Source organism: Terrabacter sp. FW104-15G4B (genome assembly GCF_058790095.1).
Map to the genome: position 1 here is coordinate 1 of NZ_JBYTCI010000038.1, position 21301 is coordinate 21301.

The 21301-nt window shown below is 65.4% G+C and carries 16 protein-coding genes and 2 pseudogenes; 5 read left to right on the forward strand and 13 right to left on the reverse strand.

Going from position 1 to position 21301, the window contains the following annotated elements; translation table 11 throughout:
• Positions 1–199 precede the first annotated feature (199 nt).
• On the forward strand, positions 200–790 hold the full coding sequence (locus AC3WRT_RS18870) for a hypothetical protein (protein WP_492724661.1): 591 nt from the start codon (positions 200–202) through the stop codon (positions 788–790).
• 69 nt (positions 791–859) lie between these two features.
• Positions 860–2626 carry a DEAD/DEAH box helicase gene (locus AC3WRT_RS18875; RefSeq protein WP_492724663.1) on the forward strand — a complete coding sequence of 589 codons (1767 nt, stop codon included), beginning with the start codon at positions 860–862 and terminating at the stop codon, positions 2624–2626.
• Positions 2627–2652: 26 nt separating this feature from the next.
• Here AC3WRT_RS18875 and AC3WRT_RS18880 read toward each other — a convergent pair whose 3' ends face one another.
• Complete coding sequence (locus AC3WRT_RS18880) at positions 2653–3261, reverse strand: class I SAM-dependent methyltransferase (RefSeq protein ID WP_492724665.1); 609 nt, start codon at positions 3259–3261, stop codon at positions 2653–2655.
• A 464-nt stretch (positions 3262–3725) separates the two neighbouring features.
• Between AC3WRT_RS18880 and AC3WRT_RS18885 the strand changes: the two genes are divergently transcribed.
• The 3 genes and pseudogenes from AC3WRT_RS18885 to AC3WRT_RS18895 all read left to right on the forward strand — a co-directional run.
• Complete coding sequence (locus AC3WRT_RS18885) at positions 3726–4139, forward strand: hypothetical protein (RefSeq protein WP_492724667.1); 414 nt, start codon at positions 3726–3728, stop codon at positions 4137–4139.
• A 36-nt stretch (positions 4140–4175) separates the two neighbouring features.
• Positions 4176–8462 (forward strand): hypothetical protein, encoded by a 4287-nt coding sequence (locus AC3WRT_RS18890; RefSeq protein ID WP_492724669.1) that lies wholly within the window; start codon positions 4176–4178, stop codon positions 8460–8462.
• 254 nt (positions 8463–8716) lie between these two features.
• Positions 8717–8845, forward strand: a pseudogene (locus AC3WRT_RS18895) (transposase); the annotation flags it as partial.
• 35 nt (positions 8846–8880) lie between these two features.
• On the opposite strand, the pseudogene AC3WRT_RS18900 reads toward AC3WRT_RS18895, so the two are convergent.
• The 12 genes and pseudogenes from AC3WRT_RS18900 to AC3WRT_RS18955 all read right to left on the reverse strand — a co-directional run.
• Positions 8881–9072, reverse strand: a pseudogene (locus AC3WRT_RS18900) (transposase); the annotation flags it as partial.
• Positions 9073–9289: 217 nt separating this feature from the next.
• Entirely contained in the window at positions 9290–10759 is a 1470-nt protein-coding gene (locus AC3WRT_RS18905) for a glycosyltransferase family protein (protein WP_492724671.1), read from the reverse strand.
• A gap of 550 nt (positions 10760–11309) precedes the next feature.
• A complete protein-coding gene (locus AC3WRT_RS18910; RefSeq protein WP_492724673.1) occupies positions 11310–12641 on the reverse strand; it encodes a hypothetical protein in 1332 nt (443 codons plus the stop codon).
• 106 nt (positions 12642–12747) lie between these two features.
• Complete coding sequence (locus tag AC3WRT_RS18915; protein WP_492724675.1) at positions 12748–13665, reverse strand: type II secretion system F family protein; 918 nt, start codon at positions 13663–13665, stop codon at positions 12748–12750.
• Between the two features lies 1 nt (position 13666).
• Positions 13667–15646, reverse strand: coding sequence for a type II secretion system F family protein (locus AC3WRT_RS18920; RefSeq protein WP_492724677.1), 1980 nt, complete (start codon positions 15644–15646; stop codon positions 13667–13669).
• A complete protein-coding gene (locus tag AC3WRT_RS18925) occupies positions 15643–17046 on the reverse strand; it encodes a TadA family conjugal transfer-associated ATPase (protein WP_492724679.1) in 1404 nt (467 codons plus the stop codon). Before AC3WRT_RS18925 ends, AC3WRT_RS18920 begins: the two co-directional genes overlap by 4 nt.
• Positions 17043–18215 (reverse strand): CpaE/TadZ family protein, encoded by a 1173-nt coding sequence (locus AC3WRT_RS18930; RefSeq protein ID WP_492724681.1) that lies wholly within the window; start codon positions 18213–18215, stop codon positions 17043–17045. Before AC3WRT_RS18930 ends, AC3WRT_RS18925 begins: the two co-directional genes overlap by 4 nt.
• Entirely contained in the window at positions 18212–19009 is a 798-nt protein-coding gene (gene cpaB, locus AC3WRT_RS18935; protein WP_492724683.1) for a Flp pilus assembly protein CpaB, read from the reverse strand. Before cpaB ends, AC3WRT_RS18930 begins: the two co-directional genes overlap by 4 nt.
• 42 nt (positions 19010–19051) lie before the next feature.
• Entirely contained in the window at positions 19052–20269 is a 1218-nt protein-coding gene (locus AC3WRT_RS18940; RefSeq protein WP_492724685.1) for a pilus assembly protein TadG-related protein, read from the reverse strand.
• A complete protein-coding gene (locus tag AC3WRT_RS18945; protein ID WP_492724687.1) occupies positions 20257–20664 on the reverse strand; it encodes a TadE/TadG family type IV pilus assembly protein in 408 nt (135 codons plus the stop codon). Before AC3WRT_RS18945 ends, AC3WRT_RS18940 begins: the two co-directional genes overlap by 13 nt.
• A gap of 73 nt (positions 20665–20737) precedes the next feature.
• Positions 20738–20908 (reverse strand): Flp family type IVb pilin, encoded by a 171-nt coding sequence (locus tag AC3WRT_RS18950; protein ID WP_492724689.1) that lies wholly within the window; start codon positions 20906–20908, stop codon positions 20738–20740.
• Positions 20909–21032: 124 nt separating this feature from the next.
• Positions 21033–21203: a Flp family type IVb pilin gene (locus AC3WRT_RS18955; protein ID WP_492724691.1), complete on the reverse strand. Its 171-nt coding sequence runs from the start codon at positions 21201–21203 to the stop codon at positions 21033–21035.
• Between the last annotated feature and the right edge of the window lie 98 nt (positions 21204–21301).

The following is a 21301-nucleotide window of genomic DNA, read 5'->3' on the forward strand; positions in this document are numbered from 1 at the left end:
CCCTGTCGGCTTCCCGCCGGCCCCCGCCGCCCCATGGCACCACGCGCGGACGCCCTGCCTGACGTGCGCCGTGGCACTTCCGTGCGTCATTTACCGCCCAGACGTGGTCGTGAGGTGATAAAACCCCACAGAGAGAACATGTGCGCCAGACCGGCCACATGTGCCCCCACGCCACAGTGGCAACACATCCGGAGGACGCATGTCGAACATCGACACGCACGTGACGGACGGCCTCAGCCGTCGGAGCGTGGTCAAGGGGGCGGCCTGGGCGATGCCGGCTGTGGTCGTCGCCGCGCCGGCTCCGCTGGTCGCCGCCTCGACGGGCGCCCTCTCCTTCTCGGGGTCGGCGTGCAAGCTGCCCGGCGGCTCCTCGGACGCCTACAAGGGCTACGTCTTCGAGCTGATCGCCAACAGCACCGGCCAGCCGACCAACACCGTCACGGTGGTCACCAGTGTCACCGTGAACGGGATCGTCGAGCCGAAGTACGCCCTCTCCGTGCGGAGCGAAGCGTGCACGTGCTCGTCGTGTGGCAGCGCCCCGGCGAACCACCAGTTCTGCACCCCGAGCGGCTCGGCCACCCAGCGCGTCCTGCTCTACACGGACGGCGGGGCGAGCGGCGCCAGTTCGAACGCGGAGGTGTGCATAACCTATGTCCGGTACGGCTGCGACTGCACGCCACTGCCCGGCACCCAGGCCACGACCTTCTGCAGCGGGGCCCGCGCGACCCCCCCGATCACCGGCGGCGGCGGCAAGTGCACCATCACCGACGTCTTCCCGCTGCCGGCCTGATCCCCGTCAGCGCCCGACGTCGGTCGGGCGGGTGTGTCACGCATCCTTCCGACGCACTACCGTCGAGGGGTGAGTGAGCAGACCGCCGAGCCCGAGACCCCCGAGAACGACGCCCCCACGACGGAGACCAGCTTCGCCGACCTGGGCCTCGACGAGAAGGTGCTCAAAGCGCTACGCGACGTCGGCTACGAGCACCCCTCCCCCATCCAGGCCGCGACGATCCCGGCGCTGCTCGAGGGCCGGCACGTCGTCGGCCTTGCCCAGACCGGCACCGGCAAGACGGCGGCCTTCGCACTGCCGATCCTCAGCCAGCTCGACCTCAAGCAGAAGAAGCCGCAGGCGCTGGTGCTCGCGCCGACGCGTGAGCTGGCGCTGCAGGTGTGCGAGGCGTTCGAGCGGTATGCCGCCCACCTCAAGGGCGTGCACGTGCTGCCCGTCTACGGCGGGCAGGCGTACGGCGTCCAGCTGAGCGCGCTGCGCCGCGGCGTGCACATCGTCGTCGGGACGCCGGGGCGCATCATGGACCACCTCGAGAAGGGGACGCTCGACCTCAGCGAGCTGCGCTTCCTCGTGCTCGACGAGGCCGACGAAATGCTGAAGATGGGTTTCGCCGAGGACGTCGAGACGATCCTCGCGGACACCCCGGAGGACAAGCACGTCGCGCTGTTCTCGGCGACGATGCCGGCGCAGATCCGGCGCATCTCGAAGAAGTACCTCCACGACCCCGTCGAGATCACCGTCAAGTCGACGACGTCGACGGCCCCGAACATCACCCAGCGCTATCTGACGGTGAGCTACCCGCAGAAGGTCGACGCCCTGACGCGGATCCTGGAGGTCGAGAACTTCGAGGGGATGATCGTCTTCGTCCGCACGAAGAACGAGACCGAGACGCTCGCGGAGAAGCTCCGCGCGCGAGGCTTCTCGGCGATGGCGATCAACGGCGACATCGCCCAGAACCAGCGCGAGCGCACCGTCGACCAGCTGAAGTCGGGCAAGCTCGACATCCTCGTCGCCACCGATGTCGCTGCCCGCGGGCTCGACGTCGAGCGCATCAGCCACGTCGTCAACTACGACATCCCGACTGACACCGAGTCCTACGTCCACCGCATCGGCCGCACCGGACGAGCCGGCCGCAGCGGCGACGCGATCTCGTTCGTCACGCCCCGAGAGCGCCACCTGCTCAAGGCGATCGAGAAGGCGACGCGCCAGTCCCTCGTCCCGATGAGCATGCCCAGCGTCGAGGACATCAACGCCACCCGCCTGACCCGCTTCGACGACGCGATCACCCAGGCGCTGACGGCGACCGAGAGGATCGACGCCTTCCGGGACGTCATCGGGCACTACGTCAACGAGTACGACGTGCCCGAGGCCGATGTGGCTGCAGCCTTGGCCGTCGTCCTCCAGGGCGACGAGCCGATGCTGCTCGACCCCGAGGCGGTCCGTCCCGCAAGGACGTTCGACGACCGCGGACCCCGTGACCGGCGCGACGACCGCGGTGGACGGTCGGACCGTAACGATCGCGGCGACCGTGGACCGCGACGCGGCTCCTCCGGCCCGATGGCGACCTACCGGATCGCCGTCGGACGCCGCCACAAGGTCGAGCCACGCCAGATCGTCGGCGCGCTCGCGAACGAGGGCGGCCTGGGGCGGCAGGACTTCGGGCACATCGACATCCGCGCCGACCACTCCCTCGTCGAGCTGCCGGCCTCGCTGCCGCCGGGCACGCAGGAGCGGCTCCGGTCGACGCGCATCTCCGGCCAGCTCATCGAGCTGACGCTCGACCACGGTCGGGGCGCGCCCCGCGGCGACGGCCGTCCCAAGCGCCCACGGTCGTAGCGCGACAGCCCGCCGACTGCGGCGGCTCAGGCGGGCTCGGCGGGCAGAGCGGCCTTGACGCAGAACTCGTTGTAGATGAAGAGCTTCCCGACGGGACGCGGGAAGGGGAAGCTGAAGGAGCGCTGCGGCACCAGGCCGACCTCACGGCATACCTGCTCGATGTCCTCGCAGGTCACGAAGCGCACGTGCGTGGGGTCGCTGCGGTAGCCGACCTCCTGCGGGCACACGATGAAAACCGAGCCTCCCGGCCGCAGGAAGGGCAGGTAGGAGCGCAGCAGCTCGCGCCCGGCGTCCTCGTCCATGTGCTCGAGGACGTGCGCGAGGAGGAAGCCGTCGAAGGAGGCCGGTCGGGCCTCGTCGCTGCTCAAGAACTCGTCGACGGTCATGGCCCGCATGCCCGCCTGCCGCGCGAGCGCGACCGACTGGGGGTTGTGGTCGACGCCGATGGAGTCGAGGCTCAGCGCGGCCATGTTGCGGCCGATGCCGCAGCCGATGTCGAGAGCCCGACCGAGGTGCTGCGAGCGGATGTTGAGGCGGTAGGGCAGCTGGACGGGCAGGATCCTCTTCCACCAGACGGTCTGCTTGAGGCGCAACCGTTCGGCGTAGCTCTCCCCCCGGGTGTCCTCGACCTCCATCGCCGAACTCCTTGACGCTGAGCCGTCCCCGTCCCCAACGCTACCGCCACACTGCGTCGGCACGTCCAGACGGGTCCAGACCATTCCTGCTTGGGTATGCCGTCCGCTGCACCCCCGCGTCACGCGCCCCTCTCGTTAGGTCGGCTCATGGCAGGACGCTGGACCGCAGGGATGCCGGTGTGCCACCTGTCGCGGTCCGGGGACGCGACCCTGACCGACGGTCAGTGGCCGGCATACGATCCCTCTCCAGACGGCGGCTCGACAGAGCGCTCCACACCACCCAGCCAACGGCGTCGCCTCTGGCGCAGGCTACTTCGTGCGGACCGAGACGATGAACTGCCTCTTCCCCCACCTCGAGTACGATCCGTCGGCGGCCCTAGACGCGCTTCCACGGGCTGAGCCACGGCGAGTCGTTCCTCGCAATCCTGAACAGCAACCGCTTCACAGGTGAGGGCTTCTGCGTCATGGATGAGCCGGAGGTTAGGCTGTCGTTCAACGCGCAACTGGCCCTAGTCAGGGCGCTCATCCAGCTCGTGAGGCAGCTGGCCGTTCAGGTGCTCATCGCCGCGCACTCGCCGGCGGCCGCCAGCCTGCCCGGCGTGACGATCCTCGAGTTCGACGACGAAGGCATCCACAAGCGCGCCTCGGACGACCTCGCCATGTCGAGCACCACCACCGGTTCCTCGAGGGGCTCGAGCGCTACCTCCGCCATCTGCGCTACTGAGCTCGGGGCCGTGACCTGTGCCCGGTCGTGGCTCGGCCGCGGGCCCCAACACCATCGGAACGCTACGACAGGGGATGAGGTCGGGCTGCCACTGCAACCCGGCCATCTACCCGAAATGCGCGAATCGCCAACATGGATCGGCTGGGGCTCTTAGCCTGACGGCGGACCAGTGAGGCAGGGGAGGATACGCATGTCCGTAAAAACGGTGCGCGACAGGGGTGTGTGGGTCGTTCGAGCGACCTTGGCGGTCGTTGTTGCGGCTGCAGGTCTGACGGCCATGTCAGGGACGGCAAGTGCGGTCAGCGCACCGAATGGCCTTACGCCCGCGGGCGGTTCGTCCGCCTCGCCCTCGCCAGTTCTGGGCTGGAACCGCGTCGCCGACGCGACTAGCTATGACGTGCAGGTCTCACCTACGTCAGCCTTCAGCTCAACGCTCTTCACCAGCACCACGACGAACCGGAAAGTTGTCCCTACCTCCCTGCTCCCGGACGGCACCGTCTACTGGCGGGTACGCGCCAACGCATCCTCGGGTCAAAGCGCCTGGTCGACCACGACGATCAATGTCACCGCAACCTTGGCGCCTACGCCACTCGGCCCACCCAACGACCCAAACGGCACCGGACCGCTTCAGCAGCCCACGAACCCGCCGCTCCTCTCGTGGACCGGGGTGCAAGGTGCCACGAACTACGAGGTGCAGGTCGACCCGGACGGGGATTTCATCGGCGCTGCGCAGTACAACACCAGGGTTCCCTCGCTCCTCGTGCCAGACCCTGCGGCGAACGGTCGGTACTACTGGAAGGTGCGTGCCCAGCTCGCCAACGGCCTCTACACGGCCTTCTCGACCCCCTGGCAGTTCACCATCGGTGCTCTCGCGCAGGTGCAAACGGTCGCGCCAGCCGAGAACGCCGCGGTAGAGGACGTCAACTTCGAATGGCAACCCGTCAAGGGCGCCAAGACCTACGAGTTGCAGGTCAGCACCGACCAGGACTTCAACACGATCATCGACGGCAGGGCGAACCTCAAGGGCACCCGCTACAGCCCGCCGACGACCTACCTCAACGACCAGTACTACTGGCGGGTCCGGGCGCGGAACAACCTCAACGAAACCATCGACTGGGTCTGGGTGGCGCCTCACACCTTTCAGCGGAACTGGCTAGACAAGCCGAGCCTCGTCTATCCGCCGAACGCTCTCTCCCCCACGGTGTCGGACGACTTCTACTACCAGTGGGGCGCGATCGATCACGCCAGTCGCTACCAGCTCGACGTTGGGCCCGACCCGAACTTCACGCCGAACACGTTCAGGAGCTGCTACACGCCCCAAACGACGTACGCGGCCGGCTACGTTTCCGATCCGTGCATGCCTGCCCAGGGCGCAGTAACTTACTGGCGCGTCCGCGCGTGGGATGACCCTGCGGGTGTACAGGGCATCTACTCGGACATCTATCGCGTCGTCTACTCCTCGGGCGAGGTGCTGCGAGTGAGCCCTGCCAACGGTGCCACGACCGTGGCCGTGCCGACGCTTCAGTGGCAGGCCGCACGCAACACGGAGAGGTACCGCGTCAGCATCGTCGACAAGCTCGGATCGCCCGTGACGACCGTGGAGACCTACTCTCTGAGCTGGACTCCCAACTTCACTCTCGACCCGACCAGGGGTCCCTACGGGTGGACGGTCCAGACCATCAACCTCAACGGCTCCGTCTCGCCCAAGTACGGCAACTGGACGTTCAACGTCACGACGTCGAACGGTGGCAGCACCTCGCCGGACGCTACTTACATCGGTGGCCCCACCACCCGCTTTCCTTCCCTGACCTGGACGCCTGTGACGAGCGCGTCGTACTACCGCGTCCGCATCGGCATCAGTGGCAGCGGCTTCTTCTTCGACAGCTCATACTCGCCGATCCTCGGCACCCAGTACCCGTATGCGGCGGCGACTGACACCGGCAAGGGCCTGTTGACGCCGAATCGCTATGACTACCAGGTCGAGGCCTTCACCAGCGCCAACGTGTCGCTGGGCAGTGGCACAGTAGGGAGCTTTACGATCGCCGATCTCCAGGCGACGGGAAGCCGGCAGATCGCCCTGGGTGGCAAGCGCCTCGACACCCCGCCCGCCTGCTCCTACTCCCTCGACTCGCCGACACTTCCTCGCGTTTGCGACAACGTCCCGACGACGCCGGTGCTCGACTGGGCCCCGGTTGCCGACGCTTCCTACTACATGGTCTACATCGCGCGCGATCGTGAGCTGACGAACCTGGTCTACACGAATCCGCCTCGCACAACGGGAACCCGGTGGACACCCACGAGTGACCTTGGTCCGAGCGCTCTTCCCGATAGTCAGGCAGGCACGGCTTACTACTGGTTCATCCGTCCCTGCAAGTCAGATGGGGTCTGCTCCCCTGACCCGGTCTCGACTCTGAACGCAGCGACGAACGCGTTCAGCAAGCTGTCACCTCGCGTCAGCCAGCTGACGCCCGCGAACGGCGGGACTGTCAGCAACGCCGTGACCTTCAACTGGGAGGACTACCTCGCCACAAACCTCAAGAACACCTGGGGTCCGACGAGCGAGATGAGCAGCCAGGCTGGCCAGCGCTACCACCTGCAGGTGGCCACGACGAGCAGCTTCGCCAACCTGTTGGACGACCAGTATCTCGACCAGACGACATACACCTCTTGGGACCGTACGTACCCGGAGGGCACGCTCTCCTGGCGCGTGCAGGCAATCGACGCCGCGGGCAATGGTCTCCAGTGGTCACAGACCTGGCAGGTCACCAAGTCAAGCCCTGCGGCCGCCATCACCACGCCAAAGGGCGCCGTCGGTTCGATCTCCAGCGCCTGCCCCACTCCGACGATCACAGCCTCGTGCACCAGCGGCACCTCGCCCTTCGTGTGGGCGCCGAGCGACTACGCCGGCGGATACCAACTCGAGGTTTACAAGAACGACGACACGAACTGGTCCCCGTCGAACCGCATCATCGGCGTTACGACGAAGCAGACGGCATACGCGCACTCGGTGCCCCTGCCTGCCAGCGCGTCGGCATACGTCTGGCGGGTCGCCCGGCTCGATGCTGACGACCGCCCCGGACAGTGGTCTGCCACGGGACGCTTCTTCTCGCTCGGGGCGCCACCGGCGTTGACAAACCCCGCCGCCAGAGCACGCGTCAACGGGTACGGCCCGCTGATGGCATGGGGCGCCGCACCCGGCGCCGTCAGCTACCGCTTCGAGCGCCGCCCCGCTGGCGGCAGTTCCGTCGTGGAGTCGGTCAACACCAACGCCCAGACCTACGCTCCGACCTCCGTCATCCCTTCGGGTGCCTGGGAGTGGCGCGTTGTCGCCATCGACGTGTCGGGCGTCGAGAGCGGATCAAGCGAGTGGCGGGCCTTCACCGTTGACAACAACCGTGGATCCTTCACTCCTTTGAGCCCGCAGCGATTCCTCGACACCAGAACGGGATTGGGGGCTTCCAAAGCCAAGGTAGGCGCCGGCCAGACCATAGATGTCACGGTGCCTGGGCTGCCGGCGAGCGTCAGCTCCGTCGTACTCAACGTCACTGCGACCAACACGACCGCCACGGGTTACGTCAGGGTCTGGCCTTCTGGCGAGACACTGCCGAGCACCTCTAGTGTGAACTTCACCGCCGGCAAGACGGTGCCCAACCTGGTGATGGTTCGGCTTGGCGCAGGAGGGCGGATCAGTCTCAACAACTCGGCTGGCACCACTGACATCGTTGCCGACCTGTCCGGCTACTTCGCTCCCGATCTCGGCTCTGGTTATTCACCCGTCACGCCTGTTCGAGTGCTCGACACACGCACCGGCGTCGGACACACAGGCGCGGTTGGGCCCGGCCAGACGATCAGCCTCACCGTGCCGAACATTCCGTCTGGGACGAAGGCCGTCGTGCTCAATGTCACGGTAACCGCACCCACCGCCAACGGATTCCTGTCCGTGTACCCCTACGGCAGCTCTCGCCCATCTGCGTCGAACCTCAATTTCGTCAAGGGCCAGACCGTTCCGAACCTCGTCACTGTCGCGGTGGACAGCGGGGGCCGCGTCAGCATCTACAACTCCACCGGGACAAGTCACGTGGTCGCCGACCTGGCCGGCTACTACTCGTTCGGGGGCGGAAGCGAGTATGCCGGCATCACCCCGAAGCGGGTGATGGACACTCGTTCTGGTCTTGGCGTCGCCAAGGGCAAGATCGCCGGCGGTAGCTCCAAGACGCTGACGATCCCGGGGCTGCCTTTCGGCACGACGGCTGTGGCCCTCAACGTCACAGTCACCGGCCCGACGAACGGCGGAGTGCTGACGGTCTACCCGTCCGACGCCTCGCGACCGACTGCATCGAACCTTAACTTCGTCGCAGGACAGACCGTCGCCAACATGGTGATCGTGAAGGTCAGCGCAGGAGGAGCCGTCACGTTCTTCAACACCAATGGTGCTACGGACGTCGTCGCTGACCTGGCGGGAAACTACGCAGGGTAGTCCAAGGAGCGAGCTCAGGTGCCCGGCCTTGCGGTCAGGGCACTGAGCCGTCTAGTTCTTCAGGATCGTTAGCGACCGGCCTGCCCGACTGAAGTCCTCGAAGATGAATCGCTGTACTTGAAGTTCGGCGTGGGCTGGTGCGTGCCTGAGCAGACGACCTGATCAGCGCCTCAGCATGCACGTGTGGGCCTTGACCCCTGATCTTGGACACGCTGAATCCAGCATTGTGCTGGGGAAGCGAGAGGATCCTGTCCATGGCCAGGAAGAGCTACACCGATGAGTTCCGTTGGCAGGCCGTTGATCTGTACGAGTCCACCCCGGGCGCCACGTTGAGAGGCATCGCCGACGACCTGGGGATCGCCCGGGGCACCTTGGCCGACTGGGTCAAGACGTTCGGCCGTGTCGTGCCGGGTCGGATCCCGTCCTCGACGTCGGCGCTCTTGAGCCAGTTGCGCAGGCAGGACTCGGAGATCCCGAAGTCCTTGGCGACCTGTCCGAGCGGGGCCTCGCCGCGTCGGGCGACGGCCACGACGTCGTCGCGGAACTCCTTGGGGTGAGCTGCAGCATGGTGAACATCCTTCCAGCGGCGACGTCCGTCGCCACAGGTCAGGTGTCAACTAGACCGTCGGCAGTCCCCTGAATAGTGTCGGGTGCATTTGCTTGAACGGGTCCATTTCAAGTCCCCCGCCTAGCGCAAGGGCCAGATGGACGACAGCGAGCAACGCTAGATCCGAGAGCCGCATTGCGTTCACGCCACCACAACCTGTCGCACCGATGAACGACTCGGGCGCCCAGCCTACTTCTCGCAATTCCGCCAACCACCAGCGTCAATTGCCCAATAGGCCGAGACTTCCAGAAGGCTCAGATGGGGCAGGAGTCGCGGCCTTCGCCCTACTGCCAGATAACCCGAGCATTTCGGCCGTCTTCCGTCGGATAATCTCACGACTCTTGCAAGGCAGCCGCTGGTATATCTCTCCCCACCCCGTCTCTGCGACAAGACAGAACTCGGTTGCGACCACGTCGTTTGCCTCCTTGGAACCAGGACGTGCATATGGCGAGATACGTTCCATGAGAGCTGTCCGCACACGCGTGAGAAGCAAGACGTCCGAATGATGCAGGTCGTCCACCAGACCCGACCCGGCGCGCGCCGCCACTCCACCGGTGAGATCGAGAAAGTAGGCTCTTGCATGCAGCTCGGGCACCAGGTGGTATACCTGCGCAAGCGTGAGAAAGTCCCTGCTCATGTCCGTGGCGCCTATGAACACTGACCCACCGGCCGGCGCGTGACCTAGCAGGGCGGATCTCGTGGCCATTAGGTCGGGTAACTCGGCCACCTCGATTAGCGCTGATCTGTCGCCGAACTGCACTCTTACGGTCTCCGGTGTCGGTTGCAGCACTATGGATCCGATACCACCGAGTAGCCATATGACCATCCCCACGATGAGCGTAGTGCGCCACCTCGCCCAATCCGAAGGTCGGCGCATCGTCGCAGCGCCAATGATGACCATGGGGGCGGTGACACACAACGTGAAGATGGCATGCTCCAGGTCTACTCGCTGCAGCGACTGGGGCAGGACGCCAAGAGCCAATAAGGCATGGGCTATAGAGACGCGCCTTCTGCGCTTCCAGGCGAACCAGATAAGCACCGATGTAACGCCGAGCACCCCGGCGAGAAGGGCCACTGATCCGACGGGGTCGTCGAGCAGTCGTAGAGAGCCGTTGACTCCTGCACGTCCGGGGCCAATATTCAGCCACACACGCCTACCCGCGTAGGCGCAGAATGCGATAAGAGGGGTTAGCCCTGAAGCAAGGCCGGCCGCCATGGACCGCCACTTGGGAGATCGCCACAGATAAGGGGCGAGCACGGCTGGGATGACGACGAGCAACTCTGGGCGGAACGAAGTGCCAAGGCCAGCCACCAGTCCCGTCCAAAAGGCGCTTGAGCGGCTTTGACGCTCGGCCAGGGACAGCGCAATGATCAGGCATGCTATGGCTCCCAACCAGGCGTAGGCGACCGTGCCGAGCTGAGCCAAAAAGATTAGGCTCAGACCTCCTGCCATCAGAGCCGTGACGCGGTCACGAGAGCGGCCAATGCCGTAGCAGCCTATCGCTATAGCGAGGTGTAAGGCCAAACCCAAAGAACGCTCGACCGCCACTGAGCTGCCGAACACCGAGAAGAGTCCAGCCAACGTGTAGGAGGGTGCCGGGCCATAGACCGTGAAGAAGTCGCGGTGGGGGACCAGTCCGGCGTTCACCTGATCGGCCCAGACGAGAAGCACCGACTCGTCGAGCGACACCAGTGGCCACGTGAAGGACGCCCAGGCGAGGACCGTAGCGATCACAGCCAGAACCGCCATATCCATGGCCAAGTGGCGCCGTAGGACGGAATCAGTGGCGGAGCTTCGTTGCATAAGGGTTTCCACTGAGCGGAACGCGCTCCCCACCGACATGAAGACATAGTGCCGGACTACGGCTGGCCACCGGGAGAAATGGGAGAAAGGGACTCGCCGCTCTGGGGACGGAACGCTAAGCCCCCCAGCGCGGCTTCGTTCGACGGCCTTAACCGCCGCAGATCCAGAGCGCGGAACGCCGAACGCCGATGGACTCACGCGGGCATGACGGACGCCATGCCCGCAGGGGCGCGTCCCGTGCGTCCCAAGCAAGTGCCTCCCAGTACTCCCAGAAGGAGCGCTATTGAAAGACGTGCGACGCACGACGAGTCAAGCGGGCCGCGACGGCGCACCGAAGACGAACCCCAAGTTCCGAGTTCTAAACAGTTGAGAAGAGCCAGCGCCGCCACCGTGGGCGAGCATGGAAGGCGCTTTGGTCGCCGACCACGGATCGCGCTCATCGGTACGAACGCAGGAGCACGTGACCCTCAGAAGCGGCGGCTAGTGCCCAGTTGCCCGAGGCACGCATCCGAGCAACAACCGCGGCATTCGTCGGCAAAATGGCATAAGCGCAGCCGACCCGCTTGGCGTAGTCCTCCCATCCGCGCGCGCCCGACATGAACCCGAGGTAGGCCTTGATGTGCTCGACGCTGTAGAGCTCGACCCTGGTGTCCATCGTGGGTCGCAGGTTCGGATGTCGCAACATCAGCCAGCCACCGTCGCCTTGGTCGTTGCACACGACGGTTCCGGGGGGCAAGGCGGAAAGAGGGCGCTCCAAATCGATGGGCCCGATTCCGGGCGATGCGGCGACCGCAGGTGCGGCCACGCCTACCGCAATTACGCTTAGGATCCCGAGGGCTGCGACGGTGACGCGCTCTCGTGCGGACGGTGACGACAGTGGTTGACTGGTCCACTTGTGCAAGGCACCGGCGGCCATTGGGGCGACGATGATAGCCCCCAAGCCGACCGTGCGAGCCCACGTAAGTGTCAGTCCCAGACCGACGACGGCGAACAGAACAGTTGTCCACTCTGCGGAGCTGAGGCGCCCCAATGAGACTCCGACGATGACCAGGAGTCCGAGCGCGGCCAACACGGCCGGCTCACCGAGGCTCGGCCGCTGCCACTCGCTGATGTATGCCGTCACTGAGCCGACTTGAAAGGGCGAGAGGAAGAGCCTCGGACCGACAGGGGTTGCTGCAGCTGCGGCCACGGACAGCACCGGGATGAGCGACAGACGAGCAGCCGAGCCCAGAGCGACGCGTCGTTCGAGCACCATGCCGACTAGGGCCACGCCCCCTAGAACGGGACCCATGAACCACATCCCGTGGCTGCAGGCCCACAGCCACGTCACCGGAATCAGCCACCATCGCGCGCGCCCGTCCTCTCGAGTGCGCAGCCATGCACCCACCGTCAGCGCGGTCAGGGCGAATGTCGCGAGCTGTGGGCGGGGTGACAAACTGCCGCTGATGGCTACAAAGACGAGCACGAGGACCAATGCCGTTGGCAGTGACTCAGCCCTACGTCGACACGTTGCGTACACGCTCAGCCCCACGAGCAGGGACGCCACGCACAGCAGGAATGTCATACCGGGCAGGCCGTACGCCGAGTGAAACCAGTCCATAACGACCTCTGGAAGCCACTGGTTGAGGATCCACACCCTCTCCGTGGCAGCCCCGAACGGGTCGGCTAGGACGAACTGCCCTGTCTTCAGAAGGTGGTCCCCAGCGACGACATGCCAGTAGGCGTCGGGGTCCTTGATAGGCCCGAGCGGCTTGAAGGCATACAGCATGAGGACGAATGGGGGCAGCAACCAGCCGACTCGCGCCACGCGCGAGGCTCGGAGCGCCTCACTTCTGATCCGCACCGCGGAATGGGTGGCGACCATCACTCTATGGTCAGCCACCGAAGGCCGTCATCATCCGGATGCCACCGGGGCCGATGATGACGATGAAGAGGGCGGGCATGATGCAGAACATCAGCGGGAACAGGATCTTGATGGTGACCTTCTGCGCCTTCTCCTCCGCCTTCTGGCGGCGAACGAGGCGCATGTTCGCAGTCTGTTCACGTAGCACGGCGGCGATGGGTAACCCGAGACGGTCGGCCTGCACAAGGGCAGTGACGAAGTTCTTCACCTCGGGCAGCGTCACGCGCACGCCCATGGCGCTGAAGGCCTCGCCACGCGACTTGCCGATCTGAATCTCGGAGATGACACGGGCGAACTCGCCCGAGATGGGTCCGTCGACATTGCGGGCGACCTGGAGGAGTGCAGCGTCGAATCCCTGGCCGGCCTCCACACACACACTTAGCATGTCGAGAGCATCCGCAAGGCTCTTGCTCGTCTGTTCTTGCCGTCGCTGAGCCAGGTTCTTGATGAGCAGGTCGGGAAGGAAGAAGAGTGCGGCCCCGCCTACCAAGGCAAAGAACAAGGCTTTGGGTAGCTCAAACTGGCCATAGAAGGCACCCAGCACCAGACCGACGAGCAGCGCCGCGCCCTTCGCTCCTAGGATTCGCTCGACCGTCCAAGCCAGCGGGTTCCCGGCTTGGTCCAACATCCGCGCGAAGCGGTCGTCTACGCCAGCGGGCGAAAGGGCCCTTGCGATTCCCTTCGTCCGCTCGAGGATAGGAGCCAGAAGCCTGTCCCTCGCTGCCAGCTCCGTCGTGACCACATCGCGACGCTCGACGTGCTGGTCGATGAGCATGAGCGACTTCGCCACACCCCGCGGCTCCCCGCCGCTGACGCTCACGCTTAAAGCGGCGATTAATAGAGCGAGGCCCAACATGCCCGCCCCGGCATAAATGAGATTGATCGTCACGTCACACCTCGATCTTCACGACTTTGCGCATCCACACGATGCCAACGACTAAGGCGACGACGCCGGACACACTCATGAAGAGGCCTGTGGTCGTGGTCCAGAGCAGGCTGACGTACTCGTAGTTGACTCTCGTCATGTAGAAGAAGATGAAGATGGGCATTGCGATGAGTATGTAAGCGGACAGACGCCCCTCCGCGGACAGCGTCGCGACCTGACGCTGGAGCGATTCCCGTTCGCGCAGTGTCCCGGCCGTCGTGCGAAGAGTGTCGGCGAGGTTGCCACCAACCTCGCGCTGGATGCGGATCGCCATCACTGCCCAGTGCATCGACTTGCTTGTCATCCTGATGGCCACACGCTCCAACGCCTCTGAGATGTCTGTGCCGATACGCGTTTCCGCCAGAGCTCGGCTGAACTCCTTGCCGGCCGGCTCGGCGGAGTCACGAGCGACGCCATCCAGAGCCTGCGGCAGCCCGAAACCGCTGCGGAGGCTCGTCGAGATGAGGAGCAGAATCTGCGGCAGTTGGCCTTCGAACTTACGGGCGCGGCGGCTGGCCGCGAAGCGAAGGCCGAGAGGCATCAGCGCCACGCCTAGGACGGCCCCAAGGCCCAATCCCACGAACTTGGCTTCACCCGCAAGCAACATCCCCACAGCGGCACCCACAACCACAGCAACGACGCGCAGAACCAACCACTCACCCGCACGGAAGGGGAGGTCGGCACGCTCGATGAGGGCCATCGTCTTGCTCGTCGACTTTCGGTCCTTCATGACGCGGTCGCCCATGTCGAGCAGCTGTGCGGTAATCGTGCTCTGTGCCGCCTTCATCTCTTGGCGCGAGAGGGCCACAGTGTCTCCCACGACATATGCGTCGATGGCTGCAACCCGGCGCTCGCGCTTGGTCTGGAGCGTGGGCATCAGGAGTGTGCCCGTCACAACCAGCAGGGCAAGTCCCAGCAGTGAAGCCGCGATGAGGGGTGTTCGGTCCGGAACCGTCACCACGCCCACACCGGCTAGGGCTGCTTGGGGCGCTGGACCAGGCGCCGCAGCGGGAGCTGCTGGCGACGGCGCCGGTGCTACCGATCCGAAACTGATCTGGCGCTGGAAGCCGAAGCCGGTGTCGCCCGCCCGGCCGGTGACTACGTAGGTGTGCTGGCCCTGGAGCGCCTTCGGGATGCTCGTCGAGAACTGCACCTGCCGGCTGAGCGCCTGTGCCGACGTGGCAAAGGCCGCAGAGACGCCAGCCGTGTCATCAGCCGAGACGACGCTGCCGCCGTTGACACCGGCGAACGACCGCAGGGCACTGGTGGCGTCAGGGTCGTTGATCTTAAAGCGAACCACGTCGACGCGGATATCGCCCGCCTTGAGCTTGGCGAGCGCGTCCTGAAGCGCCTTTGCCTTGTTGCCGGCCATGGTGTCGGCGCCGTCGCTCAACAGCACCATGCTGCGGTCGCCGGCACCGCTGAGGGCGGCTGCCGCACTCTGCATGCCGGCATACAAGCTGGTGTCTCCGCGCGAGTCGAGACCGTTGATGACCCGTTGTGCGGCAGCCCGGTCGAGCGTTGGGGCGAGATCGACACCGGCAGTGTTGGCGAACGAGGCGACGCCGACCTTGACGTCGGTCGGCACTGTCTTGAGGAAGGTGGCGGACGCCTTGCGAACCGTGGACATGCCCTGGGCACCCATCGATCCGCTGGTGTCGATGACCAGGATCGCCCGACGATCCAGTTTCGCTGCCTGCTTCACCGTGACCGGATAGTCTTGGCCGTCCACCTTGACCTTGAGCGAAGCGGGGTCGACCTGCACGTCGACCTTGCTACGCAGCGTGATGGCTCCGGACAACATGGAAGTGGAACCGCTGGTCGTTCCTCTGACGTTGCTAAGGCCGACAGTGACGTCAGGTGCAGCAACAGCGCCGCTGGGCACACCGACGAGTCCGACCGCAAGGGCTGCCAGGCCGGTGACGAGGCGGCGGACGAGAGTCATCTCGCCGGCGCCATCCGGGAGAAGAGCTGCACGGGCAGCTCGACACCCACATCGGCGAGGTCGGACGTGAACTTCGGGCGGATGCCGGTTGGGACCAGGCCGCCGAGGAAGCGGCCGTTCTCGTCACGGCCGGCGCCGTAGTCGAAGGTGAAGATGTCCTGCAGCGTGATGACGTCGGACTCCATGCCGACCACCTCGGAGATGGCGACGATGCGGCGAGAGCCGTCCTTCAGGCGTGACTGCTGCACGATGAGGTCCACGGCGCCGGCGACCTGCTCCCGGATGGCGCGCACGGGAAGGTCGACACCGGCCATGAGGACCATCGTCTCGAGACGGGAGAGGCTGTCACGGGGCGTGTTGGCGTGGACGGTCGTGATCGAGCCGTCGTGCCCGGTGTTCATGGCCTGGAGCATGTCGAGCGCTGCACCGTCACGGATCTCACCGACGATGATGCGGTCGGGGCGCATACGCAGGCAGTTCTTCACCAGCTCGCGGATCGAAACCAGTCCACGGCCCTCGATGTTGGCCGGGCGGGCCTCGAGCCGCAGCACGTGCTGCTGCTGCAGCTGGAGCTCGGCGGCGTCCTCGATGGTGACGATGCGCTCGTCGTGAGGCAGGAAGGAGCTGATGACGTTGAGCGTCGTCGTCTTCCCCGAGCCCGTGCCGCCGCTGATGATGATGTTGCGGCGACCCTTCACACATGCGTCGAGGAAGTCACGAACCTTCTCAGTCATAGTGCCGAAGGAGATCAGGTCCTTGTCGGTGAACGGGTCGGCCGAGAACTTACGGATGGTGAGCATCGAGCCGTCGAGAGCGATGGGCGGCACGACGGCGTTGACGCGGGAGCCGTCGGGCAGTCGGGCGTCCACCATGGGGCTCGACTCGTCGACACGACGGCCGACGCGACCGACGATCTTGTCGATGGTCCGGCGCAGGTGCGTCTCGTCGGAGAACCGTGCCTCGACGGGGTAGATCTTGCCTCCGCGTTCGATGTAGATGTCCTCGGAGCCGTTGACCATGATCTCGGAAACTTCGGCGTCACGCAGGTAAGGCTCGAGCGGCCCGTGGCCCAGGATGTCGTCCGAGACGTCCTGGGCGATGCGGGTCCGGTCGGCGTGCGACAGAGGCGTCTGCTCCGAGTCGATGACCTGCTGCAGCGTCGTGCGTACCTGTGAGGCTAGCTCGGACTCGCTGAGGTTGGGGTCGTAGAGCCGCGGCCCGAGCGATGCGACCAGAGCCTGGTGCACGCGCTCCTTGACGCCTGCGAAGGGATCGACAGCCCGGCGCCGCTTGGGTTCCGCGCCATTGACGATGCGGACCTGAGCGCCATTGGTGGGCGCTGGCTCGGTGATCTGTTGCCCCTGACGGGCCTGTTCCAGACGCTCAGCGAGGTTGCTCATCGCTTAGCCCCGAAAAGATTGAAGTTGCGCTTGGCGCCGTTCTGCAGCTCTTCGCCGAATCGCCGTCGGATCTCGTTGTCTGCAAAGTCACGGATGGCCATGGACACCGAGTTGCGGGGTTCGTCGAGGACGAGGGCGACACCGCGGTTCACAGACGCCGGGACGGTCAAGCTGTTGGGAACGTTCGCCGAGATGGGCGCCTTGAGAGCCGCCTCCACGTCGTCCGGCTTGAGGCCCACCTTGGCGTCAGCACGGTTGAGCACGATTGTGCGTGTGTCCTTGGAGGCGCCGAGGGTGTCGAGGGTGTTGATGGCGATGCGCAGGTTCTTGACGGCCGGGATGTCGAGAGTCGCGATGAGGACCGTGAGGTCACTGACGTCGAAAGCTGCCAGGACGTGCTCGGTGAACGACGGGGGCGTGTCGACGATGACGTAGTCGTACTTTCCGCGAGCGACGCGCAGAAGCTCGATGATGACGTGCGAGGGCACGCGATCGGCGTCGGCCGGGTCGGAAGGTGCTGCAATCACGTCCAGACCACTCTCGTCGTGGCGGGTCACCACAGACTGCACGCCCTGGTCGTCGAGGTGGCCGCTCATCGCGACGACGTCCCGCAGAGAGCCGTGCGGCAGGAGCTGAAGGCTGATAGCGACGTCGCCGAACATGAGGTCGAGGTCGACGAGCAACGTCTTCGCACCCGTGGAAGCTAGGTAGACAGCGAGGTTAGTCGACATGGTCGTCTTGCCGACGCCGCCCTTGGCGCTGAAGACGGTGACGATCTTCCCGTCCTGGCTGCCCACGGTGGTGCCGTGGCCGCCGAGCTGCTGGGTCAGGGCAAGCGACCGGCGCACCGCGTCGGCAAGAGCCGTCTGGTCGTCGGCCTGCACGACCTCGCGCACCCCGCTGCGCAGGGCCTGCGCGAGAGCCGTGACGTCCAACCGGTGGCGTAGCAGGATGACGCCGAGCTCGGGCCGGTCGATGCGTTCGCGCTCCGCAAGCTCGCAAGCAGCGTCGAGGTCGATGTCCGGTCCGATCACCACGAGCAGCTGGCTGTGGTCCTCCTCGAGGGCGCGGCTCACTCGTGGCGCACTGTTCAGCAGGAGCGCGTCGCCGCCGAGGGCGAAGCGGTAGGTGTCGACTGCCGCAGGGTCGAAGTCCCAGAGGATTGTCATTGTCCGCTCACCGCGTCTCGGAGCTGGAGGTCAGTGACCTCGAGCGAAGTGTCGACCTTGACGTCCGACCCGCGGAGGGCACCGTATAGCTGACGGTTGTTGATTCCGTGAATGAGGAGCGGCGCATCAGTGGGTTTGACCGCGACGGTCACGAGGTAGCCACCGCTGGCACCCGACGCAGTGGCCGGCTGCCCTTCTGCGGGTGGCGTCGCAGCCTGCCCGGCGAGCGGTGCGTCACCCATGCCAATCACCAGGACGTCTGGCAGCAGGAGGCTTGTGCCATGGACATCGTTGTCGTTCAGGATCTTTGCCTCAGGCGTGTTACGGAGGTCCTTGATCTTGTAGGACTGGTACAGGGCGATGTGCGAGCCCGGGGTCACGAACTTGCCGACCCGAGCGGGGTCGGACAGCTGGAGGGACACGGCCAACATGCCGCTGGGCACCTCGATCGCTTTGGTGCCTGCCGGAGTATTGCCGAAACGAGCTGCCAGAAGATACTCGCCGGCCGCGATGTCTGTCGTGGCGACGAGCGCATTGTTGTCGGCGTTGATCTCCTGCAGCGAACCGACGGGAACGGCCTTGGAGCTCACTACGGTCCGCGCGATCAGGCCGGTGCGCTGCGCGTCCTTGAGCGTCGCACCCGCGGTGATGGGCTGCTGAGCCACCCACACCTGCGCCGGCGACTCGGCCGCGATGGCACGGGCGTCGGCGTTGCGCGCGTACATGATGACGAGCGCGCCGCCGGTCACTGCAAGGACCAGCGCCAACGCGATGGCGAGAATGCGACGGTTCATTAGGAGATCCCCCCAGGTACGAAGTTCATGTGGTGCGCCGCCTCAGCCGAGGTAGCCGACGCTGTTGGCTCCAAGCGATTGACCACCGGAATCGATATTTGTGCTGACCGGCAGGAGCCCGGAGGTGAACCATCCCCAGAAGTAGGTCACGGAGCCGTTGCACTTCCCGCTGCAGACCGTGTTGGGCTCTTTGTACACAGCCGCCGACTGATTCGGCTGTGCCGCCGCCACCTTCACAAAGCCAGCGACGAAGAACTTGGCGATGCCGCTCAGGGTGAACGTGGCCGATGACCCGGAGCCCGTCGCAGAGATCGCGATCGGGATGGCGGTCTCCTTGCCCAGGTAGTTGTTCAGGTCGTTGTTGTCCTTGCAGGCGTTGGGCAGAGACCCGGTGTCGCCTGACACTGTCCCCGTCGAGTCGAAGGTGGCCTGGCAAGGTTCACTGGCAGCAGTCCAGCCGAATCCTCCGGGGTAGTAGCCGCCGTTGGCATTCCTCCCGCAGGTGTCGCTCGTGTTGTCAGCGTTGCTGTGAGCCACGATTGCGACGGGATACCCTCCCGAGCTGATGGCGGTCGGCAAGTCTGTGGTGCTGGTCCCGGGAGCCGGGCTATACGGAGGGCTGGGTGCATACTTCGTGCCTGTGGCCGTGGCGTTCGCCCAATCGCAGTAGCCCATCACGAGCGGAAGAGTGTTTCCGGTATTGCCCGCCGGACCCCATCCCGCACGGGCACACGACACAACGGAGGTTCCGCTCGACCCGCCGCCCGCCAACGCCCGAGCGAACGGCGTTAGCACCGTGTTACCCGCGCTCGTTTGAGTCCTCGTCTTCACCTCGACGTACTTCACCGCAGCGGAGGCGGATGGGATGGGATTGCACTTGGCTAGGTCTTTGGCATCAGTCGCGCTGGATGTGTCGCATGGCGGCAGGTCCGAGCCCGTGACGTTCTTGATGCAGACACTCTCGATCGAGCTCAGCCCATCTTTGGCATTAGCGTTCGCCAAGGGCTTGAGCGCAGCGGCAGCTCCAGCCGCGCTGCATGCAGCGTTACCCTTCGCGCACAGACTTGCCAAGGCATACGCCGATGCGTCCGCCCCGTTTTGGAGCTGCCGTCGCTCGGACATGATCTGCCCTACGTCGACGCTGATGGCCAGCGTGCCCATGACAACACCCGTAGCCACGAGGATGCTCACGATGACAGCGACTGCACCATGCTCCCGAACACTCCGGGCGTGGTGACGCTGCAGCCTCAACCTCCACATTGCATGACTCCGTTCGCAGTCACCGGACCGTTGAGTCCCCACGTCCCGCCGACCATCTGCATGGCCGGCTTCATGATGATCCAGTCGAAACGCGCAGTGACCTGGACGGTTGCGTTCGAAGGGGACGCCGCCGGGCAGGAAGTCAAGACGGTGGCGGCAACCCCGGGGACTCCAGCGGCGCCGGCCAGCGCGCGTGCGGTAATAGCCGTCATGGCCGCCGCATCCGGGTTCGGCGACACGACAGCCGCCCTAGCTCCCTCGCGAGCCGCATTCGTGACTTGGATCTGCGTGAAAAAGTAGCGGCCGAAGTCGACGATCCCAGCGATGACGAGGAAGAGAACCGGAAGTACGATCGCTAGTTCCACGGCGGCTGCGCCGCGGTCTGCTTTGGACATGTCCGGTCCCTCCCCATGGTAAAAGTAGATGTGCTGCCGTCAAGCGACCCCAAGCCGGACGGCAGCCTGGCGCTCAGATCTGCGTCGCGACGTTGGCGAACGTGTTGGACACGTTGCTGCCGAGCAGGGTGACGACGGCGATGATGACGGCTGCGATCAGCGCAACCATGAGGCCGTACTCGACGGCTGTGGCGCCGCGCTCAACGGCGAGGCGGCTCTGGATCCTTGCGGCAAGCTGGTTCACAATTTCTTTTCCTTGGTGATGGGCTCCTGGCCCCTGGTGTGCACAGTTGGTGACTCGTGCGACCCCCATCACGAGCAGCTGGGGTGCGAGGCTGTCCCCCGACCTCGCACCCCCTTGACGCCAATCAGATGGCGGTAGCGACGTTGGCGAACGTGTTGGACACGTTGCTGCCGAGCAGGGTGACGACAGCGATGATGACGGCTGCGATCAGCGCAACCATGAGGCCGTACTCGACGGCGGTCGCACCGCGCTCAACGGCGAGGCGGCTCTGGATCCTTGCGACAAGCTTGGTCATAATTTCTCTCCCTGGTGATGGGGCTCCTGGCCCCTGGTGTGCACAGTTGGTGACTCGTGCGACCCCCATCACGAGCAGCTGGGGTGCGAGGCTGTCCC